This window comes from Streptomyces sp. NPDC104313, assembly GCF_055583985.1.
In genome coordinates, this window is sequence record NZ_JBVJMW010000024.1 from 1 (window position 1) to 23,664 (window position 23,664).

Here is a 23,664-nt window from a genome sequence, read left to right on the forward strand (position 1 = left end):
CGACGGGGGCGGCGGCTTCGGCCCCGGCCGCCGCCGCATCCCCTCCCCCCCCCCCCCCCCCCCCCCCCCCCCCCCCCGCCCCGCGCCCCCCCCCCCCCGCCCCCCCCCCCCCGGGGGGGGGCCCCCCCCCCGCGGGTGTGTCCGGGGCGCCGGCCGGCAGGCGGTTGGACGAGCGGGGCCGGCGGTCGCCTTCTTCGACCGTGCTGCGGCGGGGGGCACGCCCCCGGGCGCAACGGCGAAGAAGCGCCGGCGGCGGCTCGCGCCCGATGATGGTCGGGCCGTCAGAAGACAGGGGGAGGGGCCATGGCCGGGACCCGAAGACCCGTCCGGCGCATACCGCGGGCGCCGAACCGGCCGGGGTTCCGGCCGCCCCGCGCGGCCGGGACCGCGCGGGCGCTACGGCGGCGCTCACACCCGAAGGTCATCCGGTGGGCTGGACCAGGTTGTTCTCGAAGGCGGCCGACCGTACCTGCTGAAGCGCCATCAGCACCGGCGGATCGAGGACCCGCACGCCGCGCAGCGGGAATTCGACGACGGCGTGCGCCGCTCGCGAACGGATCTCCAGGGGACCGAGAGATCCCACGTGGACCGGCAGCCCGTCCGTCAGCGCCTCGTGCGCGGTGGCGGGCACGGAATGGCCCAGCAAATACCACACGCCGGGCGGCACGTTCTTCATCTCGAACGGTCCGGGTCTACGCAGTACCGTGCAGCTGATGGGCCGCCCCTCCGGCACCCTCGTCGGGAAGATTCCCAGGAAAATAAGACCTAATGCGGAGACGGTCGGCGCAGTGACGAAACCTCTCACCGACTCCCCGGCACCCATGCTTCTCGCGACGTTTATCTGTGTCGCATATCCGCCGAACTGGCGGTACATCGACGGCGGAAGCCCGACGCTGTTCGTGAAGCGCGAACTGAACGTTCCGACACTGCTGTACCCGACGCTGCAGCTGATATCCGTGACCGTCATACTGGTGGTCAACAGCAGCCGCTTGGCCTCCTGTATCCGCAATGCAGAGAGGAAACGTTTCGGTGAAATCCCGGTGATCCGATGGAATTCACGAGAGAAGTGGAATTTGCTGTACATGGCAAATCGAGCCATGTCATCGATGCTCAGGGGCTCCGAGAGCTTGCTCCGCATGATGCGGATCGACTGCTCCACGGCTCGCTCGATACCTGTCACTGTGCACTCTGCACTGTGCATTTTGCCCTCCGAAGTCGAGACGGATCGGCCAGGCCCACGGGCCGATCGGTTCACGCCAAGTGAAATCAGTCAGCTCCGCCGGACATTATTAGCGACGGATAAGCGGCCGGGCAACCATGAAATCGATGTTTGCTGCGAACGCCCCATGGGCATATGCGGAATCCTTTAGCCCTGCGGAGTTACAGCAATGACGGAGATGCTTTGATCATCCCCGGGGCGGAGGATCAGTGCACGGAGAGGTTCCCGGCATGCCGAGTCGCCGCCGAGTTCACACCGGGCCCGCACACCGAAATGGAGTAGGAATGCCTTCCATTCAACCGATATTAAATCAGGACAAAATCAGCACGCTGGAGGCCTTCGCCGACACCATAGTTCCCGGTGCGAAACGCAACGACGAGGACCGGGCCGTGGCAGGCGTCGTGCCGGGTCCCGGCGCGGTGGCGGCCGGAGCCCTCGAACTGCTCGGGACCGCCGCCACCGGCCTCGCCGACTCCCTGGACGACTTCGCCGACGCCCTCAACGTGCACGCCCGGCTGCACGCCGCCGGGAATCCGGCCGAGCAGGACCCTGCGGTGCCGCCCTTCGTGGCACTGTCCTACGCCGAACGCACCCGCCTGGTGACCATCCTGACCGCACCGGGCCACCCCGAACGCGACCTGTGGGTCAGCCTCGCCCTGTTCAGCAACATGGCCTTCGACACCGGCGCCCACCTGCACACCGCCGACGCGATCGCCGACGGCCACCCGGGACTGGTCGCCCTCGGCTTCGCACCCCCCTCCGACGACGGGCAGTGGCGCTTCTCCGAATTCTCCTACGGCCGCCCCCTCGCCCGGCTCCACCCCGACACGACCCCCTCCGGGAGCCTGGCGTGAACGCTATCGAGCAGACCGACGTCCTGATCGTCGGCAGCGGATTCGGCGGAGCCATCACGGCCTACCACCTGGCCGCGGGCGGAGCCAAGGTGACCGTGCTGGAAAGGGGACCATGGCTGGAATCCAACGACTTCGAGCACGACTTCCTCCTCGGCTCCTCCTACACCCGGATCTTCGATTTCACCGTCGGCGACGGCATGAGCCTGCTCGGCGGCAACTGCGTCGGCGGAGGCAGCGTCGTCTACTTCGCCGCGATGCCCCGCGCCCCCCGCTTCGTCTTCGACCGCACCGGCAGCATCGGCCGCCGGATGTGGCCGGCCGCGATCAGCCGTGACACCCTCGACCCCTGGTACGACGTGGTCAGCGAGGCGCTGCCGGTATCCACCCAGAGCTGGGACGACGTCAGCTACGCCGGCGGCCTGTTCGCCGCCGCGTGCGACCACGCCGGCCGGACCGCCAACCCCGTCCCCACCGCCGTGGACAACTCCAAGTGCACCAACTGCAACTGGATGATGGCCGGTTGCCGCTTCGACGCCAAACGCTCACTCCTGCTGAACTACCTGCCCGCCGCACGCGCCCACGGCGCCGAGGTGCGCCCGCTGCACGAGGTGCAGAAACTCACCCGCACCGACGGCGGCGGCTACCGGGTGCACTACAACACCATCGACGACACGGACTACCGCCTGAGCAACGGCAGCGGCGCCATCGACGCGAAGATCGTCATCCTCGCCGCGGGAGCCGGCGCCACCCCGGTCATCCTGCAACGCTCCGCCGACGACCTCGGCGGGATGCCGCACGCCGTCGGACGCTACTTCTCCGGCAACGGCGAACGCCTCAACAACGCCGTGATCAACGAAGAACGCGCCCGCGAGCTCCTGGGCCTGGACCGCGGCGACGGCACCGCCTACCTCGCCAACCAGATCGGCAAGGGCCCGGTCGTGGCGAGCTGGGACAACCTCGACGGCAACCTGCCCGAGCACTCCCGATTCTCCCTCGAACAGCTCTACTTCCCCCCGGGCTTCGGCACCATCCTCGCCCAGGTGCCCGACGCCCAGGGACCCAGCTGGTTCGGTGCGGAGAAGACCGAACTGGTCCGGCGCTGGCGCTCCTGGCTCACCATCTTCACGATGATCGAGGACGACAACGAAGGCGTCTTCGGCCCGCCGCCGCCGACCGGGAACGCCGTCCGGATCTCCCAGCAGATGCTCGGCCGCGGCCCCATCTCCTACCGGCCCACCGCCAACACCCTGCGCGGCTGGGACGAGTCCGACGCGGTCGTCAAGGACATCCTGGAACGCGACGGACTGGCCCGCGTGATGCCCTGGACCAACGACGTCGTGGGCGCCTACACCGTCCACCCCCTCGCCTCCTGCCGCATCGGCGACGACCCGCACACCTCCGCCCTGGACGACCGGCACGAACTACGCGGCCACCCCGGCATCTTCGTGACGGACGGCTCCGCCGTACCGGGCGCCCTCACCGTCAACCCGGCGCTCACCATCTCCGCGCTCGCCGAACGCGCCGTCCCCGGCATCGTGCAGGCGGCCCGCGACCGCGGCGTCGACGTCACCTACGGCGCTCCCACCCCGGACGGCGGCGCCTCCGGCCGGGCCGGCGTCCGCCCCCAGCTCCCCCTCCTCACCCGCAGATAGCGCGGACCCGGGCCACGGGCAGCGGCGCGACGCCGCGTCCGGCCCGCCCGGCCCCGCGCCGTCCGAGGGACACCGGTCCCCACGAACCCGCCGTTCGTGGGGACCGGCGTCACCTCACCCCCGGCCGGGGAAGAGCACAGCGGAAGATGACGGGATAAGAGCCGGAGTTCTATCTTTCCTTCATGATGGCCGATGAGAGTGAATTCGCGAAAACAATCGGCTGCCGCGTCTGTGGCGGCAACCTGCGGAAGTTCATCGATTTCGGAAGGCAACCCGTCTCCAACGCCTTCGTGGACCCCGCCGACCTGACCGGCGAGGTGTTCTACGACCTCGCGATGGGGCAGTGCTCCGTCTGCACCATGGTCCAGCAGCTGGACGAGGTCCCCCGCGACGTCATGTTCCATTCCGGATATCCCTACCGCTCGTCCGGGTCACGGCTCATCCGAGACCATTTCGAGCGGACCGCCCTGGAGTTCCTGGACGGCCGGCTCGGCAGCCGCACGCCCTTCGTCGTGGAAATCGGCTGCAACGACGGGGTCATGCTGGAGACCCTCCGCAGACGGGGAGTGCGGCACCTCGGGGTCGACCCCTCGGCAGGAGCGGCCGAGGTCGCCCGCGAGCGGGGGATCGAGGTACGGATCGACTTCTTCGACGAGGCGTCCGCGGCCGCCATCCGCTCCGAGAAGGGGCCCGCCGACCTGATCTTCTCCGCCAACACCATCAGCCACCTCGCCTACTTCGACTCCGTGCTGAAGGGCGTCGACGTGCTCCTCGCCCCCGACGGGGTGTTCGTCTTCGAGGACCGCTACCTGGGGGACATCGTCGAACACACCGCGTTCGACCAGATCTACGACGAGCACTACTACCTGCTCAGCGCCCGCTCGATGCGGGCCACCGCCGACCGCTTCGGCTTCGAACTGGTCGACGCGGTGCGACTGCCGGTGCACGGCGGCTCCCTGCGCTACACCCTGGCCCGGCCCGGCGCCCGTAAGGTGCAACCCTCCGTCCGGGAACTGCTGGCCGACGAGGAACGGCAGGGGCTGGGCGACATCGCGACGCTACGGCGGTTCGCCGACGCCGCGGAGCACATCTGCCGGGACCTGGTGGGACTCCTGCGCGAGCTGCGCGCCGACGGGCGCAGCATCGCCGGATACGGTGCCACCTCCAAGAGCGCCACGATCCTCAACCACAGCGGCATCGGCCCGGACCTCATCCCCTACATCTGCGATTCGACACAGGTCAAACAACACCTGGTAACACCTGGTTCGCACATTCCGGTGCGTCCGCCCGAGGTGTTCGCCGACCCGTATCCGCAGTACGCGGTGCTCTTCGCCTGGAACCACGCCGAAGAGATCATGGCGAAGGAGCGGCAGTTCGCGGAGCAGGGCGGCAAGTGGATCCTGTACGTGCCGGACGTGCACATCGTGTAGGGCAAAAAAATGTGCGGAATCCCGCCCTGCGGGAATCGTGCCGCATTCTCGGAGATGCGGATCTCTCCCACCTCTCGCGACCATGGTGAAACAGAGGGAGGAGATCGTCCCCATGAAGGCTCTGGTTCTGGCCGGCGGATCGGGATCCCGATTACGACCCCTGAGCGATTTCATGCCCAAACAGCTTGCGCCGGTCGCAAACAAACCGGTTCTCGAATACGTCCTGGAGAATATCCGGAGCCTCGGCGTCACCGATATCGGGATGGTGGTGGGCGACTGGGAGCCCGAGATCCGCCGAGCCATCGGCGACGGGTCCCGGTTCGGCGCCACCATCACCTATCTGCGGCAGGACCGGCCCTACGGCCTGGCGCACTGCGTGACACTCGCCCGCCGCTTCCTGGGCGACGACGACTTCGCGATGTTCCTCGGCGACAACCTGCTGCCGGACGGCGTCGACCGGATCGCCTCGCAGTTCCGGCGGGAGCGGCCCGCGGCCCATGTCGTCGTGCACCGGGTCCAGGACCCGCGGGCCTTCGGCGTGGTCGAACTCGACGCCGGGGGCAGGGTCCGGAAACTCGTCGAGAAGCCCCAACGGCCACGCAGCGACCTCGCCCTCATCGGCGTGTACTTCTTCACCTCCGCCATACACCGGGCCGTCGCCTCCATCGAGCCGAGCCGGCGCGGCGAACTGGAGATCACCGACGCCATCCAGTGGATGCTGAACCACGGCTCGGACATCGGGTGCAGCGAGTACCACGGATACTGGAAGGACACCGGACGCGCCGAGGACCTCCTGGAGGCCAACCGCCACATCCTCAGGAACCTGCGCGGCGGCATGGAGGGAAGCGCGGACGCGACCAGCGTGCTCCGCGGCCGGGTGAGCGTCGGCCCCGGCGCCCGCGTCGTGCGGTCCCTCATCGAAGGACCGGCCGTCATCGGCCCCGGCGCCCTGGTCGAGGACAGCCGCATCGGCCCCTGCACCGCCGTCGGCGCCGACTCCCGGCTGCACACGGTCGATCTCGCCGATGCGATCGTGCTGGACCACATCACACTGCGAGGCCCCCACCGGGCGCGGGGCGCCCTGTTCTGCCCCTCCGCCGTCATGACCGCCGACCCGCCGCCCCCCGCGCCGGCGCCCCGGCCCGCCGCGAAAGGGATACGAGGATGAGGCTGCTGGTGACGGGCGGCGCCGGATTCATCGGCTCGCACTATGTCCGTACGCTGCTGGGCCCGGGCTATCCGGACTGCGAGAACACCCGGGTCACCGTGCTCGACCTGCTGACATATGCCGGCAACCGCGACAACATCCCCGCCGCGCATCCGCTCCTGGAGTTCGTCCAGGGCGACGTCTGCGACCGGTCCCTGCTGCGCGAACTGCTGCCCGGACACGACGCCGTGGTGCACTTCGCCGCCGAGTCGCACGTAGACCGCTCCCTGGACTTCGCCGATCCGTTCGTACGGACGAACGCCGGCGGCACCCAGACCCTGATGAGCGCCTGCCTGGAGACCGGCGTGGAACGCGTGGTACACGTCTCCACCGACGAGGTGTACGGCTCCATAGCCCGGGGATCGTGGACGGAGGAGTCACCACTGCTGCCCAACTCCCCCTACGCGGCATCCAAGGCCGCCTCCGACCTGCTGGCCCGCTCGTACCACCGGTCCTTCGGCCTGGACGTCTCCATCACCCGCTGCACCAACAACTACGGCCCCTACCAGCATCCGGAAAAACTCATCCCGCTGTTCATCACCAACCTCCTGGAGGGCTTGGAACTGCCGCTGTACGGCGACGGGCACAACGTCCGCGACTGGCTGCACGTCGACGACCACTGCCGCGCCATCCAGCTCGTCCTCACCCGGGGGAGGGCCGGGGAGATCTACAACGTGGGCGGCGGCAGCGAGCAGTCCAATCTCGCGGTCACCGGGGAACTGCTCCGGCTCTGCGGCGCCGACCGGTCCCTCGTGAGACACGTCGCCGACCGCGCCGGCCACGACCGGCGCTACTCCCTCGACGACACCCGGATCCGCGAGGAACTGGACTACGCGCCGCGCATCGATTTCGCCACCGGCCTCGCCGAGACGGTCGCCTGGTACCACGGGCACACCGACTGGTGGAAGGAGACCAAGCACCGGGCCCGGTGACCGGGCTCCGGTGACACGGCGGCGGGAGATGTCTGCCCGCCGCCTTCCGGCTGTCCGGCCGCGGTGCGGGAGGACGGGCCGTTCGACCGGGCCGGACACGTGAGCGCGCCCGGCCCGCCGGCAGCCAGGCCGGCGGACCGGGCGCGATGGACCCCCCGGAGCCCCCGGGAGGAAGCGACCGGCTCACACGTAGAGGGTGTTGGGCTCCAGGCCGCAGAGCATCCGCCCGTAGAGCTCCGCGTTGGTGTCCGGGTGCATCAGGGCGTGGAGGTTGACCGCCTGGACGTCGCGCTGGAACCGCTGGATCGGGACGTCCAGACGGATCGACGAGGCCCCACTGGCCGTGTTGAGGATGTCCACGGCCTCCTTCGCCAGCCGGCACACCGCGCCCATGTCGGCGCGTGCCCTGACCCGCTCCAGCAGGGTCCACTCGGACCCCTCGGCCGCCTTGGCATCCACCTGCGCGGTGAGGCGGTGGGCGTGGAACTCCGCCTCGTCGATCCGGATCGCCGCGTCCGCGACCTGCAGATGCGTCAGCGCGGCCTCGCTCTGCCGCTCGTAGGAGGTGTAGGTGATCTTCCGCTCGGGCAGCCGCTTCAGGAACGCGTCCATGGCCCCCTTGGCCATCCCGACGACAGGGCCCACCGACGAGGCGGCGGCGACCGGCAGCAGCGGCGCCCGGTAGATCGTCTGGCCCTCGTTGGCCTGCGAGGCGGACTGCCCCTGGAGCACCGCGCCCAGCGGCACCACCCGCTCCTGCGGGACGAACACCCCCTGGGCGGCCGTGGTGACGCTGCCCGTGCCCTTGAGCCCCGAGGTGTACCAGTCGTCGACGACGGTCAGGTCCTCCATCGGCACGAGCGCCATGACGGGCATGGGCTCGCTGTCCGCACCGATCAGGACCGCGACGATCAACTGCCAGTGGGCGTGCAGCGCCCCGGTGATGAACCCCCACCGCCCGTCGACCACGATCCCGCCGTCCACCGGGGCGGCCGTCCCCGTCGGGCTCAGGGTCCCGCAGATCCGAACGTCGGGGGTGGCGAAGACCTCCGCCTGCGCCCCGTCGGGGAACAGCCCCGCCATCCAGGTCGGGATCCAGTACACCGACGCCGTCCAGGCGGCGGAGCCGTCGGCCCGGCCCAGCTCCACCGCCACCTCGTACAGGGTGCGGGTGTCCGACTGATGCCCGCCGTACTGGGCGGGCGCCCGCATGCGGAAGAGACCGGCGTCGGCCAGGGCCTGGACGGACTTGTCGTGGATCCGCCGGTTCTCCTCCGACCAGTCGGCGTGCTCGCGCAGCGTGGAGGCCGACTCCGCCGCATTGCGGACCAGTTGTTCTCGTGTCGTCGTCTGAGCCGTCAGCACCGTGTCCTCTTTCTCGGGTGAAGAGATCCGGATGAAGCGCTTCGAGCATCGCAACGGGGCCCGCACCCCCACATCTTCAGGATTGCGTAGTGGCGCTTTTGACCGTGCCGGGCTCCGCCCTGCCACCCGGTTCACCGGCCGTCCCGCCGGGAGCGCCGCCGGCCGTCCCGTCGGGCTGCTGCTCGCTCTCCGCGCTGGGGCGTACGTGCCGCAGCACCACGACGGAGAGCACGGCGAAGGCGACCATGGCCACAGCGGCCGAGACGGCGACGACGTGCAGCCCGCCGGTGAAGGCCTCACGAGCGACGGACAACAGACCGTCCCCCGCCGCCCCGGGGAGATCGGAGGCGGCCTGCGAAGCGCCCGAGAGACTGTCCCGCGCACTGTCGGCGGCCCCCGCCGGAACATCGGCGGGCATCGTGTCGTCCATCTCGCCCCGGTAGACGGCCGCACCGACACTGCCCAGGACGGCGATGCCCATCGCGATGCCGAACTCGCCGTTCGTCTCCGACATCGCCGCGGCCGAGCCGGTCTTCTCGGGAGGCGCGGAGCCCACGACCAGTTCGGTGCTCAGCACGCCCATCGGGCTGGTGCCCGCGAACGCGATGGCGTATCCGGTCACCACCAGGGCGATACCGCCCTCGCCGTCGGCCTGGGTGAGCAGCAGCAGACCGACCGTCGTCACCAGCAGGCCGATGGCGATGGCGTAGGCCGGCCGGATACGGCGTGCCAGGTTGGGCGCGGCCAGGTTGCCGATGATCGCCAGGGCGAAGGACGGCACCAGCCACAGCCCCGCCTTCAGCGGGGACAGCCCCGCCACCTGCTGGAGATACAGGGAGACGAGCAGCGTCACACCGCCCATGGTGGCGGAGCACAGCAGCGCGACCCCGAGGGCGGAGCTCAGCGTGCGGTTGCGGAACAGCCGCAGGTCCAGCAGCGGACTGGCCAGCTTGCGCTGCCGCTGGACGAACACGACACCGATGACGACGCCGGCGAGGAGAGTCAGCAGCGTCGTCGCCGCGAACCCGTCGGTGACCAGCCTCTTGGCCGCGTAGATGACCGGCAGGATCGTGGCGAGGGAGAGCACGACGCTCAGCAGATCGGTCCTGCCCGCCGCCGGGTCACGGTGCTCGGGCAGCAGCAGCGGACCGAGGATCAGCAGCAGCGCCATGACCGGCACACCCAGCAGGAACACCGAACCCCACCAGAAGTGGTCCAGCAGCGCGCCACCGGCGACCGGGCCGAGCGCCATGCCGCCCATGAAACAGCTCATCCAGATGCCGATGGCCGTGCCCCGCTGCTTGGCGTCGTGGAACATGTTGCCGATCAACGCCAGCAGGGACGGCATCAGCGTCGCCCCCGAGATGCCGAGGACCGCGCGGGCGGCGATCAGGGTGTTGGGACTGTCGGCGTAGGCGGCGAGGACCGACGCGACACCGAAGGCCGCGGCGCCGAACATCAGGAGCTTGCGCCGCCCGATGCGGTCACCGAGGTTGCCCCAGGTGATCAGGAACCCGGCGATCATGAACCCGTAGATGTCCATGATCCAGAGCTGCTGGGTGGCGCTGGCGCCCAGGTCCGCGCTCAGATGGGGGAGGGCCAGGTTCAGCACACTGATGTCCAGGGACAGCAGCAACGTGGGCAGGGCCAGAACGCCCAGGCCGATCCACTCCCGGCGTCCCGCCCTCGCGGGAGCCTCGCTGGTCGTGTTCGTATCCATCACTGAGCCTTTCGTCTTCTCCGTCAGGGACCGAGCGGGGCCCGGAAGGTCGCCGCGGCACCGGGCAGCCGCCGGGGGAATTCGCGGCTGCCCGATACCCCGACCACTCTGCCCACAGGCACTTTCGGAGCACTGTCGGACCGCATTCGCCCCCCTGTCGGACGCCACGCGATACCGTTGCGCATGCGTTTCGGTGTGTTGGGCCCGCTCTCGGTACTGACCGAGGACCACCGTCCGGTCAGGGTCCCCGAACAGAAGATCCGTGCACTGCTGGCCGACCTGCTGGCCCACGGCGGGCGCCCCGTCTCCACCGACCGGCTGGTCCACGACCTGTGGGGCGACGCCCCCCCGGCCAACCCCGTGGGCGCGCTGCAGATCAAGATCTCCCGCCTGCGCCGGGTGCTGGAGGAGGCCGAGCCCGGCGGCAAGGACCTCCTGGTGTCGCTCGCCACCGGGTACGCGCTGAAGGCCCCCGGCGACGCGGTGGACGCCCAGCGATTCGAGACACTCCTCGAACAGGCCCGGACGGCGCCCGACCCGCGGGGCCGCGCCGCCCTGCTGACCGAGGCGCTCGGGCTGTGGCGGGGAGCGGCGTTCGCCGACTTCGACGACCTGCCCTTCCTCCAACCGGCGATCACCCGCCTGAGAGAACAGCGCCTGTCGGCCCGCGAGGAACAGGCGGAGGCACGGCTGGCCCTGGCCGAACACCAGGCCCTGACCGGGGAACTCGGCGAACTGGTGGGCCGGTACCCGCTGCGGGAGAGACTGCGGGCCTCCTACATGCTCGCCCTCTACCGCTCGGGACAGCAGACCGAGGCACTGGCCACCTACGAGGAACTGCGCCATCTCCTCGTCGAGGAGATAGGGCTCGACCCCGGCGCCGAACTGGCCGAACTGCACGGAGCGATCCTGCGCCAGGACCCGGCACTCACCCCCCTCCCCGGCCCCGGCAGCCCCCCGGTGACGCCCGCGGGCAGCAACCTGCCCTCCCCGATCACCGCGCTGATCGGCCGCGACACGGCCGTCACCGACGTACGCGCCCTCCTCGGAGCGGGCCGCCTGGTCTCCCTCACCGGACCCGGCGGAGTGGGCAAGACCCGCCTCGCCCTGGAGACGGCGAACCGGTCCGTCGGCACGTTCCCCGACGGGGTGTGGCTGGTGGAACTGGCCCCGCTGGCGCGCTCCGGCCTACCGGAGCAGACGGAGCCGGCGACCGAGACGGTGGCCCAGGCGGTGATGGCCGTCCTGGGAGTGCACGAGAGCGCCGCCGCTGACCCCGGGTCCCCCGAAGGGGGCAGAACACCGGCCGGACAGCTCGCGGACTACCTGCGGACGAAGCAGGCCCTGCTGCTCCTCGACAACTGCGAGCACCTGATCGAGGCCACCGCGGCGCTGGCCGACACCCTCCTGCTGGCCGCGCCCGGCCTGCGGATCCTCACGACGAGCCGGGAACCGCTCCAACTCGCCGGCGAGGCCCGATGGCCCGTACCCCCCCTGGAACTGCCCGACCCCGCGGACGACGCACGCCCGGAGGCACTGGAACGCTCCAGCGCCGTACAGCTCTTCGTGGCCCGCGCCCGCGACAACGTGCCCGGGTTCTCCCTGACCGACGACAACGCCCGCGCGGTCTCCTCGGTCTGCCGCAGACTCGACGGCATCCCGCTCGCCCTGGAACTCGCCGCCACCCGGATCCGCGCCCTGGGCGTGGAAGGGCTCCTCACCCGGCTCGACGACCGGTTCCGGCTGCTGGCCGCCGGGTGCCGGGGAGCCGCGCCGCGTCAGCAGACGCTCCGCGCGATGATCGACTGGAGCTGGGAACTGCTGACCGAGCCCGAACGCATCGTCCTGCGCAGACTGGCCGTGCAGGTGGACGGCTGCACACTGGAGGCTGCCGAGGCCGTGTGCGGCGGCGAGGACGTGGCGGCCCCCGACGTACTGGACCTGCTGGCACGGCTGGTGGACCGCTCCCTCGTGGTGGCCGTGGAACATACCGGCGGCCACCGCTACCGGCTCCTGGAGTCCGTCGCCGAGTACTGCCGCGAGAAACTGCGGGAGGCCGGCGACACCGAGCCGGTGCGCCGTCACCAGCACTACTACCGCCAACTCGCCGAACAGGCCGGACCGCACCTCTACACCGCGGACCAGCAGGGATGGCTGGACCTCCTCGACACCGAGCGCGGAAACCTGCGCAGCGCGCTCACCGGCACGATCGGGGACGCGGCCGGGGGCCGGCCGGGCGCCGGGGACGCGGCCCTGCGGTTCGCCGGTTCACTGGCCTGGTACTGGTTCCTGCGCGGCCGGCTCCGCGAGGGCATACGACAGCTGGGCGCGGCCCTGGACGCGACGGCCCCCAACCCGCAGGAGCGGGAGCCCGCGCCGGACGCCGTCCGCGCGGTGGCCCTGGCCTGGCACGCCGGCTTCACGGTGCTCTCCGGCGACGCGGCGGACGACGCCCCCAGACGGCGGGCGGCACAGGCACTGGGCCGAGGGGACGACGAGCCCGCCGACCGGGCACGGGCACGCTGGTTCCTCGGCTTCATCGAATGCGACTTCGGCGATCTGTCGGTCAGCGAGGAACTCGTCGGCGCGGCACTGGCCGCCTTCGACGCACTGGACGACCGATGGGGCACAGCGGCGGCACTGGGCACCCGCGCCAAACACGCGATGGTGCGCGGGGACCTGACCTCCCTCCGCCAGGACGGCGAACGCAGCGCCGCGCTCTTCCGGGACATCGGCGACCGCTGGGGCTACCTCCAGGCGACGGACTCCCTGGGCAACCTGGCCGAGATCGCCGGCCGCTACGAGGAGGCAACCGAACTGCACTGGACCGGGCTGCGCACCGCGCAGGAGCTCGGCCTCTGGTCGGAGGTGTCCAGCAGACTCTCCTGGCTCGGCCGGGTGGCGATGCTCACCGGCGAGTTCGAGCAGGCCCGGGAACTTCACGAGCAGGCGATCCGGCTGGCCGGGGAACACAGCTTCAAACCGGGGGAGATCTTCGGCGAGATGGGGCTCGGGATCGCCGCCCGCAAGGCCGGAAAACTGGAGGTGGCCGAGACGCACCTACGCCGCGTCCTGGACTGGATGCCGCAGGAGCGGTCGGGCCTGGGCAACACCCTGCCGCTGGCGCTGATCCTGCCCGAACTGGGATTCGTCGCGGAGGCACGCGGCGACACCCGCACCGCACTCGCCCTGCACCTGGAAGGCCTCGACGTCGCACGCCAACTCGCCGGAGACCCCCGGGGAGTGGTGATCGCCCTGGTGGGACTGGCCGCAGTGCACGCACAGCTGGAAGGCCACCACACGGCCGCACGCCTGCTGGGCGCGGCGGCCGGCGCCGGGGAGGCCGCGAACGCCCCGCCCGTGCCGGCCGATCGGGGCGACGTCGAGCGCATCACGGCGAAGGCCCGACGCGCCCTCGGCGAGCGGACCTACCAGGACGCCTACGCCGACGGCCGCCGCGCCGACCTCGACGAGCTGATTCCGGTGGCCACAGACCTCAGCCCCCGGCCGGCACATCCCCCACAGCCCGGCACTCCCGTACAGCGGTGGTGAACTCCCGTACCACCGTGTGCACCTCGTCATCCCGCAGCGCCTGGTGCAGCGGCAGCAGCAGCGTGGTCGACCAGGCCTCGTCGGTCCCCGGCAGGGCGGCGGGCGGCCCTCCGCCGCGGTAGAGCGGCACATGATGCAGCGGCATGTAGCGGAAGGTCGTGTACACACCGCGCTCCAGCAGCGTCCTGGCGACCCGGTCGCGAAGATCCTCCGCGAGCTGGACCCAGTAGAAGTAGTGGGTACTGCGGTGCCCCGCCGGCGGACGGGGCGGCAGCCGCACCCCGTCGAGCCCGGCGAGCCCGGTGTCGTACACCTCGGTGAGGGCCGAACGCCGGGCGACGAATCCGGCGAGGCGGCGCAACTGCACCTGCCCGATGGCGGCCGTCACGTCATTGCCGATCAGACGGCGCCCCAGATGCTCCACCTCCAGCCCCCACCACCGGTCGGCCCCCTGCGCCGCGGAGGTGAAGGCGCTGCGGTCGGCCAGCCCGTGGTACGCCAGCCGATGAGCCTTCCGGGCGAGACCGGGATCCCGTACGTAGATCATGCCGCCGTCCCCGGTGGTGATGATCTTCCGGGAGTCGAAGCTCCACACCGTGAAGTCCCCGAACGTCCCGCACATCCGGCCGTCGACGCTGGAGGCGACAGAACAGGCGGCATCCTCGATCAGCGCTACGCCCCGCGCACGGCACAGCTCCGCGATCGCCGCGATGTCACCGGGCAGACCCCCGTAGTGCAGCACCATCACCGCCTTGGTCCGAGGGCTCAGCACACGCTCGACATCGGCGGCGGTGGGGTTGAGCGTACGGGGGTCGACGTCGCAGAAGACCGGACGGGCCCCCGCGGCGGCGACCGCGTTGGCGTTGGCGACGAAAGCGGCCGACGGCATCACGACCTCGTCGCCCGGACCGAGCCCGAGCAGCTCCACCGCGAGGAACAGCCCGGAGGTCGCGGAGTTGATGAACACCAGGTGCCGGGGATCCAGCGCGAGATACCGGGCGAAGCTCTCCTCGAACTGCTCGCAGCGCGGCCCGTATCCCAGCCAGTTCCCCTCGAACACCTCACGGACCGCTTCGAGTTCCTCCTCGCCGAGGCTCGGCTGGGACACGTTGATCATCTCGTGCTCCACTGGGCGGTCAGCTTCTCCAGCACGGGGACGGTCTCGTGCGGGCTCGGCATCGCCAGGTGCTCCTCGCGCAGCCGCGCCGCCCCCTCCCGGAACGACGGCTCCTCCAGGACACGGCTGATCTGCGCGCGCATCGCGGCCGAGGACGGCCGCCCGATGTCGAGGACCAGCCCGGCGCCCCGGGCGAGCACCTGGCGTACGGAGACGGGGGACGCGGCGTGCTTCGTCGCGCCCATGCCCTCGCCCTCCTGGACCGCCAGGACGTCCGCCTCGGCGGTGTCGGTGATCAGCTGCGGCACGTTCAGGGCCGCCGCCGCCGAGTAGGTGGCGAGGCCACCGTGGTGGATGAGGGCGGAGCACGTCGGCACCAGCTGGTCCAGCGGCAGGTAGTCGACGGCACGGACGTTGTCGGGGAGCCGGGAGACCCCGGCGAGCTGTTTGGCGTTCAACGTGGCCACGACCTCGACATCGAGCGTCGACACCGCGTCGAGCAGTTCGGGGACGTGATCCCAGCCGCCCTCCAAATACTTGCGCCAGGACAGCCCGAGCGACAGGCCCACCCGGGGCCGCTCCGGTACCGGATGGAGCCAGGGCGGCATGACGCTCTGGCCGGAGAACGGAACCCACCGGACACGGACCGTCGGCGTGCTCACGGGGATGCTCATCGCCTCGGACAGGGTGCTGACCGTCCACTGGCCGCGTATCAGTTCGTCGTCGAGGCGCTGGCCGTAGCGCTCGGCGACCGGACCCAGGGTCCGGGTCAGCGGATCGTCGCCGGGGGCGGCACCCGCGGCCGCCCGTGCCGCGAGCCTGTCGACCGACCAGCCCCACCAGTCCGGCGCCGTGATGAGGCGGGCGTGCGCCGCCCCGCAGTCGCGGGCGGCGACCGCGGCCCCCGGGAAGCACGGGTCCCACAGCACCAGATCGGGACGCCAGCTGCGGGTGAACGCCACCAGGGCGTCCATGGCCGGACGCTCCTCCCCCGGAGGGGCGTCGTAGGGGTGGAAGTCCCACATGGCCGGCAGCATGAACTGGCTGAAGGTGTCCCACAGCTCGCGGTCCGCGGCGTTGAGACCGAGCTCGCCGGTGACGCGCGCGACCTTCGCGCGCTCGTCGGTGTAGGCCCTTCCCGGCCCCGCGGGAACGGGCATGTCGTCCGGGTTTCCGAGCGGTACGGCGGGAAGGCCGGTGGCCGCGATGGTCTCGGAGATCTCCGGGTGGGACGCGACGCACACCTCGTGCCCCGCGCTTCTGAGCGCCCAGGCGAGGGGCACCACGGGGTAGAGGTGCGAGGGGTTGGGCCAGACGGTGAACAGGACGCGCATCAGGGGCCTCCCTGGGCCGGCTCGTGGGGCAGGGGCTCAGCAGGTGATGGAGACGACCGGACTCGCCCTGTTGAACATCATGTTCGGGTCGAACTGGACCGCCCGGTAGGTGTGGGTGCCGCTTCCCTTGCAGGGCCAGTCGGCCGGCGCGGTACCGCCCGCGGGAATGACGTTCTCGGTGACGGAGTGCCACTCCGAGCGGCCCGCGTCGTAGCGCATCAGCCAGAACGTGGTCGGAGTGCCGCAGGCGTTGCGCGCCGAACTGAGGATCCGGAACCCGCTGGAGCTCTTGTGCGGGGTCTCCGGCGCGCTGATGCACTCGCGGGGCGACGCCGGCGGGGCCGGCGGGACCGGCGGGGCGGACGGTGCGGCCCGGTCCGTCCTGAGGGCGTTCATGGTGGTCTGCTCCAGGGTGTTGCCCCGGGAATCGGTGAGCTGGGCGCGCAGCGAGATACTCTTCCCCCCGCCCGGGCGGGGCACCACCGCCCGCGACTTCCCCGCCTTGTCACGCACCACGGGCACCTGCCGCCAGGAGCCGCCCTGATCGGTGGAGACACTCAAACGCAACGCGCTCACCTGGCCGGTGTCCGCTCCGGCGTGCGACTCGGCCGACAACGGCAGCACGATGTCCGCGCCCCCCACGGGATTGTTGTACAGGTCGACCCGGGGGAAGTACCGGACCACCCACAGCGGCAGCGGCGCCGCCTCGCCGGTGGTGTCGGAGCTGAAGGTCCACACCGACTTCACCTGGTCCGACAGCCGGAACAGCGATCGCCGGTCGGCGGTGCTCTCGATACGGAACTCGGCCCTGCCCGAAGACACCCGCGCGTTGAGCTGCCCACCGTCCGACTCGCCGACCAGCTTGCCGTCGCGGAAGAGCTTGACCGAGGCGCTGTCGGTCAGCGAGCCCGCCCGGTGATCGTCCTGATCGGTGAAGAGCGGGACGCCCGCCCACATCCGGTCGCCTTCGCGGCCCGCGTGGTCGGGGCGGAAGAGGAACGGGGCGAACACGGCGGCGTTCCACCGCTCCGTGGTGCGTTCCCCGGCTCGGTACGCCCTGTAGTCGGACCCCATGGCCGTCGCGTACACGGGGAACCCGTCGGCTCCGGTGATCTGTTCACCGAAGGCCCCGGACCACTGGGTGTCACGGGTGTCCAGGTAGTGGGTGACCCTGGCGGGCAGGTCGAAGGGGAGCATGGTCCCGGACACCGCGGCGAAACCCGGGGCCATGCCGAAGAAGCCCTTCACACCGCGCCGCTCGGCGGTCTGCGTGTTGTGCGCGGCCTCCACCCGGGCCAGCTCCGCCTCACGGACCGTGCGCGCGAAGCCCGTGAAGAACCCGCCGCGCTCGGTGTTGAGCAGGTGGTAGCTGTACGGGGTGTTCTTGAAGTCGCCGGCCGGACCCGGGACGCCCCAGGTCGAGGAGAGACCCGACGTCATCTCCGCATCGGCGACCGAGGGCCCCTGCTGGGCGGTGTAGAGCCTGCCGAAGGCGGTACTCCCCAGCGAGACGCTCAGGACACGGTCGCCGAACCGGCGTTCGATCCCGACGTCGACGGCGGCGGGCCGCGCTCCCTTGCGGGGGAGGGCCGTCGTCACCGGGGCGGTGGTGCGGGCGTCCGCCGTGATCCGGGTGTCCCGGGCCAGATCGAGCAGCGGGCGGACGATCCGGTGCCAGTCGCCGTTTTGGCCGACGATGTCGGAGACCAGCATGTAGCGGCCGGGAGGCAGACGGAGACCGGCGGTGCCGTCCTCGTCGTGGAGGAACTCGCGTACGGGCACGTCCAGGCCGATCACCATCGTCTCGGCGTCGGCGGCGGGAGCGCCGTCCCTGCCGAGGTGCCGCACCGTGAGCGCGCGGGTGGCTCCCGCGCGGGCCGAGCGGCGGGCGGCCGTGAAGTCGCCGCCGCCCGCCGCCCCGACGGTGCTGCCGGTGCCGCGCAGGCTCTTCCAGAAGCCCGCCAGCTTCGCCGTGGGCACCCGGCGCTCGGCACCGTCCACGGTCAGCGCCAGCTCCGCGGACCGGTCGTCGTGCCCGGCCTTCACCAGCGCCGTGACGTCGAAGAGCCGCCGGTCGAGCCGGCCCTCCCGCACCAGGTGCCGGGCATCCTCCGGCACGACGTACTGGCGCCCGTCGATCCGGTAGCTGCTGAACCGCACCCCCTCGCGGCCTGCCGCCCGCTCGACGTCGGCCCGGGCCCCCCCGGCCTCGGGCACCCGGACCCGGTCACCGGTGATCAGGGTGACGGTGCGCGCGTGCTCCTCGGTGACACGATCGCTCTTCAGGTCCGCCCCGTTCGCCGGGGCGGCGGGCGCCGCCCCGACGCCGAGCAGCGCTGCCGCGACCAAGCCGATCAAGCCGGTCCGCATCAACGTACCTCCCAAGTGACGGGTGTTCGAGATGTCCAAGATCCACCGCCATGGTGGTGCGCGCGCGCTCCTCTCGGCATCTCCTGGAATGCGGTGCGCAACCCAGGAGATGCGGGCCCCGAACGCGGGAAGCGAGGGTCTGAGCACCAGACGCGAACAGAAGGAGGTACCCCTCGATGACCAGCCGCGCCAGGAACCGTGCTGTGGTGCTCGGCGGGAGCATGGCCGGGATCCTCGCCGCCCGGGTGCTCGCCGAGTTCTACTCGGACGTGGTGGTGATCGACCGTGACAAGGTGGTCGGCGTCCACGAGCCCCGCCGCGGCACCCCGCACACCCGTCACGCCCACGGTCTGCACGCCCGCGGCCAGCTGATCCTGGAGGAGCTCTTCCCCGGCTTCACCGAGGACCTGGCCGCCGCCGGAGTGCCGGTCGGCGACCTCGGGGAGATGCGCTGGTTCTTCAACGCGCGCCGCCTGCGGCCGGCCAGGACCGGACTGAAGTCGCTGACGCCGCCCCGCCCCTATCTGGAGGGATGCGTACGCGAGCGGGTGGGGGCCCTGCCGAACGTGGTGTTCCGGGAGGAGCACCAGATCCTCGGCCTGAACGCGACCCCCGCCCGCGACCGGGTGACCGGGGTGCGCGTCCTGCGGACCGCGACCGGCGCCGAGGAGGAACTGGAGGCGGACCTGGTGGTCGACGCCACGGGCCGCGGCTCGCGCACCCCGGTCTGGCTGGAGGAGTTCGGCTACCGGCGCCCCGACGAGGAACGGGTCAAGGTCGACCTGGCCTACACCACCCGGCACTACAGGACCGAGCCCGGGATGTTCGACGGAGTCCAGTCGATCAACCCGGTGGCCTCGCCCGACCACCCCCGCGGCGCGTTCTTCGGCCAGGTCGGCCCCGACCGGTGCATCCTGTCGCTGACCGGCATCCTCGGCGACCAGCCACCCACCGCGCCCGACGCGTTCCTGGAGTTCGTACGCTCCCTGCCCGTCCCGGACGTGTACGACGCGGTCCGCGGCGCCGAGCCGCTCGACGACCCGGTCTCCTTCCGGTTCCCGGCGAGCGTGCGCCGCCGCTACGAGCGGCTGTCCCGCTTCCCCGACGGCCTGCTCGTCATGGGCGATGCCTCGTGCAGCTTCAACCCGGTCTACGGCCAGGGCATGAGCGTCGCCGCGATCGAGACGATGGCGCTGCGCGACCGGCTCCGGCTCGACGGGCCCGTGGTCCCCCGGCTGTTCCACCAGGACGTGTCCCGCGCCATCGACATCCCCTGGGACGTCTCGGCGGGCGGCGACCTCGCCTTCCCCGGAGTCGAGGGACGCCGCACGCTGAAGGTGAACATCGGCAACGCGTACATGGCGCGCGTGCAGTACGCCGCGACCAAGGACGAACGGCTCGCCGACGGAATGATGCGGGTGGCCGGCCTCATCGACCCGCCGCAGTCCCTGATGCGCCCGGCCACCGTGCTGCGGGTCCTGCGCCACGCGACACGCCGCCCGCCGAAGGCTCCCGCGCGCCCGGCGGCCGCCGATCCGGTGGTACCCGGGCATACCGGCTGAACCGCTCCGGCAAAGAGGGGATCACCTTGTTCGCCCAGCAACTCGCCCCGATCTACGACCTGGTGTACAAAGCCCGGGGCCAGGACTTCCGCGCCGAGTCGGAGCTGGTGGCCGAGATCGTCCGGACCCGCCACCCCTCGGCGGCCTCGCTCCTCGACGTGGGCTGCGGCACCGGCGAGCACCTGCTGACACTCGGCCGCAGCTTCGGCCACGTGGAGGGGATCGACCTGTCCGAGCCGATGGTGAAGGTCGCCCGGGCCAAGCTCCCGGGCACCCCCCTCCATGTCGCGGACATGTGCGACTTCGACCTGGGACGCACCTTCGACGCGGTGATCTCGCTCTCCACCGCGGTCGCCTACCTTCCCTCCCCGCGCGACCTGGCGACCGCGCTCCGGCGGATGGTCCGGCATCTCGCACCGGGAGGCGTACTGATCGTGGAGCCCTGGTACTTCCCCGAGAACTTCCTCGAAGGGCACATCGCCGCCGATGTGGTCCGCGGCGACGGGCGCACCGTGTCGCGGGTCTCGCACACCCGGCGGTCCCCGGAGTCGGCCCGGGTGGACAGCCACTACGTGGTCGCCGACCGGCACGGCATCGAGCACTTCACCGAGACCCACGTCTTCGGACTGTGGACCCGGGAGCAGTATCTGGACGCGCTCGCCGGAGCGGGCTGCACCACCGAGTACCTCCCGGACGTGCAGTCCGGGCGGGGGCTGTTCGTGGCGGAGCGCGGATAGCGCGGGCGAAAAAGGGACATGCCCGGCCCGGAACGTCTCCGGGCCGGGCACCCGGCGTCTCTCAGCGCAGACCCCGCGCGAACTTCCGTACGTCGGCCACGAAGGCCGCCGGCTGCTCCAGCGAGGCGAAGTGACCGCCCCGCTCGATCTCGGTCCAGTGGGTGATGGCCGGATACTGGCGCTCGGCGATGCTCCGCACCGGCGCGAAGTCGGGCTGGAGGACCAGGACGCCCATGGGCACGGGCACCGGCTCCGGCAGGACTCCCGGCGTGAAGACGCCCTGCATGTAGGCGCGCGCCTCGTAGAACATGTGCGCGGAGGATCCCGCGGAGGCCGTCAGCCAGAAGAACATGACGTTGGTGAGCAGCGTGTCGCGGTCCACCGCGTCCTCGGGCGCCTTGTCCGAGTCGGTCCACTCCATGAACTTCTCGACGATCCAGGCGAGCTGGCCGACCGGCGAATCGGTGAGCCCGTAGGACACCGTCTGGGGACGGGTGGCCTGGAGCTTCATGTAGCCGGAGAGCTCCCGGTCGAAACGGGCCATCCTGTCGAGCCGCTCGAAGTCGGCCGGGGAGAGCTCCGCGAGCTCCCCGGGGTCGCCCGACGGGACGCTGAAGAGCATGTTGACGTGTATTCCGGCCACACGCCCGGGTGCCAGCCGGGCGAGTTCGAGGGAGACGAACGCCCCGTGATCGCCCCCCTGGGACAGGTAGGTGTCGTAACCGAGCCTGCGCATCAGCTCGTCCCAGGCCCTGGCGACCCTGGGATAGTCCCAGCCCGGTTCCGTCACCGGGCCCGAGAAGCCATGCCCCGGCAGCGAGGGGATGACCAGGTGGAAGGCGTCCGCCGGGTCGCCCCCGTGCCGTACCGGATCGGTGAGGGGCCCGATGACGTCGAGGAACTCGACGATCGACCCGGGCCAGCCGTGGGTGAGAACCAGCGCACGCGCCCCGGGCTCGGGAGACCGGACATGCAGGACATGGATGCGGACGCCGTCGATCTCCGTGAGGAACTGGCGGTACTGGTTCACCCGGGCCTCGGCCGCCCGCCAGTCGTACTCCGTACGCCAGTACTCGACGAGGTCCTTCAGGTAGTCGATCGGCACCCCGCGCGCCCATCCGGCGTCCGGGGAGGCCCCGGGCCAGCGGGTCAGTTCCAGCCGCCGCCTCAGGTCGTCGAGGTCTTCCTCGGGGATGTCGATGTGGAAGGGTTTCACATGGCCCTTTCTTGCGGGGTGGGGATACGGTTCCGGGCGGTTACGGGCGCCCGTCCCTCACCGGGGCGTGTCGGAGAACTGGCCGGGCCTGCGGCCCTCTCCGGCCGGGCCCCGGTAGGCCTGGGCGATGTCGAGCCAGTGGTCGGCCGCGTCCCCGGTGGCGGTGAGGGCCAGGTCGTCGCGGTGGCGACGCCGGGTGACGAGCAGGCAGAAGTCATGGGCGGGGCCGGTGATCCGCTGAATCGCATCCGCAGGACCGTACTCCCACAACTCCCCGGTCGGGGAGCCCAGTTCGAACCGGAAGGGCTCGGTGGGCGGAGTCAGCCCCCGCGCCTGGTAGCCGAAGGCCTGGGTCAGCACGGCGAATCCGGCCACGTGCCGCAGCCACGGGGCGGGTTCGCGGCGGACGCCGAGGGCATCGGCGATGTCCTGGCCGTGCGCGAAGGTCTCCATGAGCCCCGCGCAGGCGAGTACAGCCGGCGGCAGCGGATTGACCAGCCAGGGCACCGTCCGGCCCGGCGGCACGGCGGCGAGCGCCTCGATGGTGGCAGCGCGCTCGGTGCGCCAGCGCGCCAGGAGGGCCTGCGGGGAGTCGGAGGCGTAGGCGGCCAGTGCGGCGTTGACCGCTCCGTCGAAATCGCCCGACGCCTTCTCGGTCATGACCCGGAACGCCTCCGGGTCGGACGCCGCCGTACCGGCGAGCCGGTAGACGAAGACGAGGTGGGCTATCTGGTCGGTGACCGTCCAGCCGGGGGCCGGGGTCTCCAGCGCCCACCGGGTGTCGTCGAGGCCGGCCACCATACGGTCGGTCTCGTCGCCTGCCGCCGCCAGGTCCTTGAGCACGTTCGCCAAATCGGACATCGCTCGCTCTCGTCTCTGCTCGGGGGGGTGTGGTCGTATCCCGGATACCGGATCCAGCCTGGTGCCGCCGAGGATTCGGTGTCTTCTCCCAGAGTGCTGAGCGCTGCCTCCGGCAGGGAAGGGAGGGGAAACCCGCACGTTCCCGTACGCGCGGCTCCGCGGCCCCCCAGAGCTCGTAACCGAAGGTCATCACGACCGCGGCGAACGTCAACGACGTCACCCGGACCACCGCCCTGATCGACGGCATCCCGCCCGTCGCAGGCCGCCCCGCCGACGACCTGAATCCCTGCCCGGTGACAAGGACCACGACTCCAGCACCCACCGCGACGCACTGCGGAACCGGCGAACCGGACACCCAGCTGACCGAGGTGTTCGCCCACGTGACGGTGAACCTCCACACCAACTACTTCAACCACTACGCCCGTACGGAGCTCGACGTCCCGGCCGCCCCGGACCTCGGCGACTGACCGGGAACCGGCCGAGGGCCACCCGTCCCGGAACCGAAACCGTATCCCAAGAGCCCTGTAGCACAGGTA

General features: G+C 71.2%; 17 protein-coding genes. 9 read left to right on the forward strand and 8 right to left on the reverse strand.

Annotated features, from left to right (window positions below):
• Positions 1-421: 421 nt before the first annotated feature.
• Positions 422-1,138, reverse strand: coding sequence for a helix-turn-helix transcriptional regulator (locus ACZ60Q_RS34070; RefSeq protein WP_469641502.1), 717 nt, complete (start codon positions 1,136-1,138; stop codon positions 422-424).
• A gap of 365 nt (positions 1,139-1,503) precedes the next feature.
• Between ACZ60Q_RS34070 and ACZ60Q_RS34075 the strand changes: the two genes are divergently transcribed.
• The 5 genes from ACZ60Q_RS34075 (at position 1,504) to rfbB (ending at position 7,294) form a co-directional block, all read left to right on the forward strand.
• Positions 1,504-2,073 (forward strand): DUF5987 family protein, encoded by a 570-nt coding sequence (locus ACZ60Q_RS34075; RefSeq protein ID WP_469641437.1) that lies wholly within the window; start codon positions 1,504-1,506, stop codon positions 2,071-2,073.
• The gene (locus ACZ60Q_RS34080; RefSeq protein WP_469641438.1) at positions 2,070-3,725 is read left to right on the forward strand and encodes an FAD-dependent oxidoreductase; all 1,656 of its coding nucleotides are present in this window, start codon (positions 2,070-2,072) and stop codon (positions 3,723-3,725) included. The genes ACZ60Q_RS34075 and ACZ60Q_RS34080 overlap by 4 nt, the downstream gene beginning before the upstream one ends.
• A 185-nt stretch (positions 3,726-3,910) precedes the next feature.
• Complete coding sequence (locus ACZ60Q_RS34085; protein ID WP_469641503.1) at positions 3,911-5,155, forward strand: methyltransferase domain-containing protein; 1,245 nt, start codon at positions 3,911-3,913, stop codon at positions 5,153-5,155.
• 112 nt (positions 5,156-5,267) lie between these two features.
• On the forward strand, positions 5,268-6,323 hold the full coding sequence (locus ACZ60Q_RS34090; protein ID WP_469641439.1) for a glucose-1-phosphate thymidylyltransferase: 1,056 nt from the start codon (positions 5,268-5,270) through the stop codon (positions 6,321-6,323).
• The gene (rfbB, locus tag ACZ60Q_RS34095) at positions 6,320-7,294 is read left to right on the forward strand and encodes a dTDP-glucose 4,6-dehydratase (protein ID WP_469641440.1); all 975 of its coding nucleotides are present in this window, start codon (positions 6,320-6,322) and stop codon (positions 7,292-7,294) included. Before ACZ60Q_RS34090 ends, rfbB begins: the two co-directional genes overlap by 4 nt.
• Positions 7,295-7,477: 183 nt before the next feature.
• Here rfbB and ACZ60Q_RS34100 read toward each other — a convergent pair whose 3' ends face one another.
• Together ACZ60Q_RS34100 and ACZ60Q_RS34105 are read right to left on the reverse strand one after the other, a co-directional pair.
• The gene (locus ACZ60Q_RS34100; RefSeq protein WP_469641441.1) at positions 7,478-8,659 is read right to left on the reverse strand and encodes an acyl-CoA dehydrogenase family protein; all 1,182 of its coding nucleotides are present in this window, start codon (positions 8,657-8,659) and stop codon (positions 7,478-7,480) included.
• A gap of 76 nt (positions 8,660-8,735) precedes the next feature.
• Positions 8,736-10,379, reverse strand: coding sequence for an MFS transporter (locus ACZ60Q_RS34105; RefSeq protein WP_469641442.1), 1,644 nt, complete (start codon positions 10,377-10,379; stop codon positions 8,736-8,738).
• A gap of 183 nt (positions 10,380-10,562) precedes the next feature.
• On the opposite strand from ACZ60Q_RS34105, the gene ACZ60Q_RS34110 reads away from it, so the two are divergent.
• On the forward strand, positions 10,563-13,931 hold the full coding sequence (locus tag ACZ60Q_RS34110) for an AfsR/SARP family transcriptional regulator (protein ID WP_469641443.1): 3,369 nt from the start codon (positions 10,563-10,565) through the stop codon (positions 13,929-13,931).
• Here ACZ60Q_RS34110 and ACZ60Q_RS34115 read toward each other — a convergent pair.
• The 3 genes from ACZ60Q_RS34115 to ACZ60Q_RS34125 are packed head-to-tail and all read right to left on the reverse strand — an operon-like array spanning position 13,876 to position 18,752.
• A complete protein-coding gene (locus ACZ60Q_RS34115) occupies positions 13,876-15,048 on the reverse strand; it encodes a DegT/DnrJ/EryC1/StrS family aminotransferase (RefSeq protein ID WP_469641444.1) in 1,173 nt (390 codons plus the stop codon). The genes ACZ60Q_RS34110 and ACZ60Q_RS34115 overlap by 56 nt on opposite strands.
• On the reverse strand, positions 15,045-16,382 hold the full coding sequence (locus ACZ60Q_RS34120) for a nucleotide disphospho-sugar-binding domain-containing protein (RefSeq protein ID WP_469641445.1): 1,338 nt from the start codon (positions 16,380-16,382) through the stop codon (positions 15,045-15,047). The genes ACZ60Q_RS34115 and ACZ60Q_RS34120 overlap by 4 nt, the downstream gene beginning before the upstream one ends.
• A 36-nt stretch (positions 16,383-16,418) precedes the next feature.
• The gene (locus ACZ60Q_RS34125; protein ID WP_469641446.1) at positions 16,419-18,752 is read right to left on the reverse strand and encodes a peptidase S8; all 2,334 of its coding nucleotides are present in this window, start codon (positions 18,750-18,752) and stop codon (positions 16,419-16,421) included.
• A 176-nt stretch (positions 18,753-18,928) separates the two neighbouring features.
• Here ACZ60Q_RS34125 and ACZ60Q_RS34130 point away from each other — a divergent pair, with 176 nt between their 5' ends.
• Both ACZ60Q_RS34130 and ACZ60Q_RS34135 read left to right on the forward strand, forming a co-directional pair.
• Positions 18,929-20,314, forward strand: a complete 1,386-nt coding sequence (locus ACZ60Q_RS34130; RefSeq protein ID WP_469641447.1) for an FAD-dependent oxidoreductase — start codon at positions 18,929-18,931, stop codon at positions 20,312-20,314.
• A 26-nt stretch (positions 20,315-20,340) separates the two neighbouring features.
• Complete coding sequence (locus tag ACZ60Q_RS34135; RefSeq protein ID WP_469641448.1) at positions 20,341-21,051, forward strand: class I SAM-dependent methyltransferase; 711 nt, start codon at positions 20,341-20,343, stop codon at positions 21,049-21,051.
• A gap of 61 nt (positions 21,052-21,112) precedes the next feature.
• Here ACZ60Q_RS34135 and ACZ60Q_RS34140 read toward each other — a convergent pair whose 3' ends face one another.
• Together ACZ60Q_RS34140 and ACZ60Q_RS34145 are read right to left on the reverse strand one after the other, a co-directional pair.
• On the reverse strand, positions 21,113-22,267 hold the full coding sequence (locus tag ACZ60Q_RS34140) for an epoxide hydrolase family protein (protein WP_469641449.1): 1,155 nt from the start codon (positions 22,265-22,267) through the stop codon (positions 21,113-21,115).
• A gap of 57 nt (positions 22,268-22,324) precedes the next feature.
• On the reverse strand, positions 22,325-23,128 hold the full coding sequence (locus ACZ60Q_RS34145; protein WP_469641450.1) for a TIGR03084 family metal-binding protein: 804 nt from the start codon (positions 23,126-23,128) through the stop codon (positions 22,325-22,327).
• A gap of 293 nt (positions 23,129-23,421) precedes the next feature.
• Between ACZ60Q_RS34145 and ACZ60Q_RS34150 the strand changes: the two genes are divergently transcribed.
• Positions 23,422-23,595 carry a hypothetical protein gene (locus ACZ60Q_RS34150; protein WP_469641451.1) on the forward strand — a complete coding sequence of 58 codons (174 nt, stop codon included), beginning with the start codon at positions 23,422-23,424 and terminating at the stop codon, positions 23,593-23,595.
• The last annotated feature ends 69 nt before the right edge of the window (positions 23,596-23,664 follow it).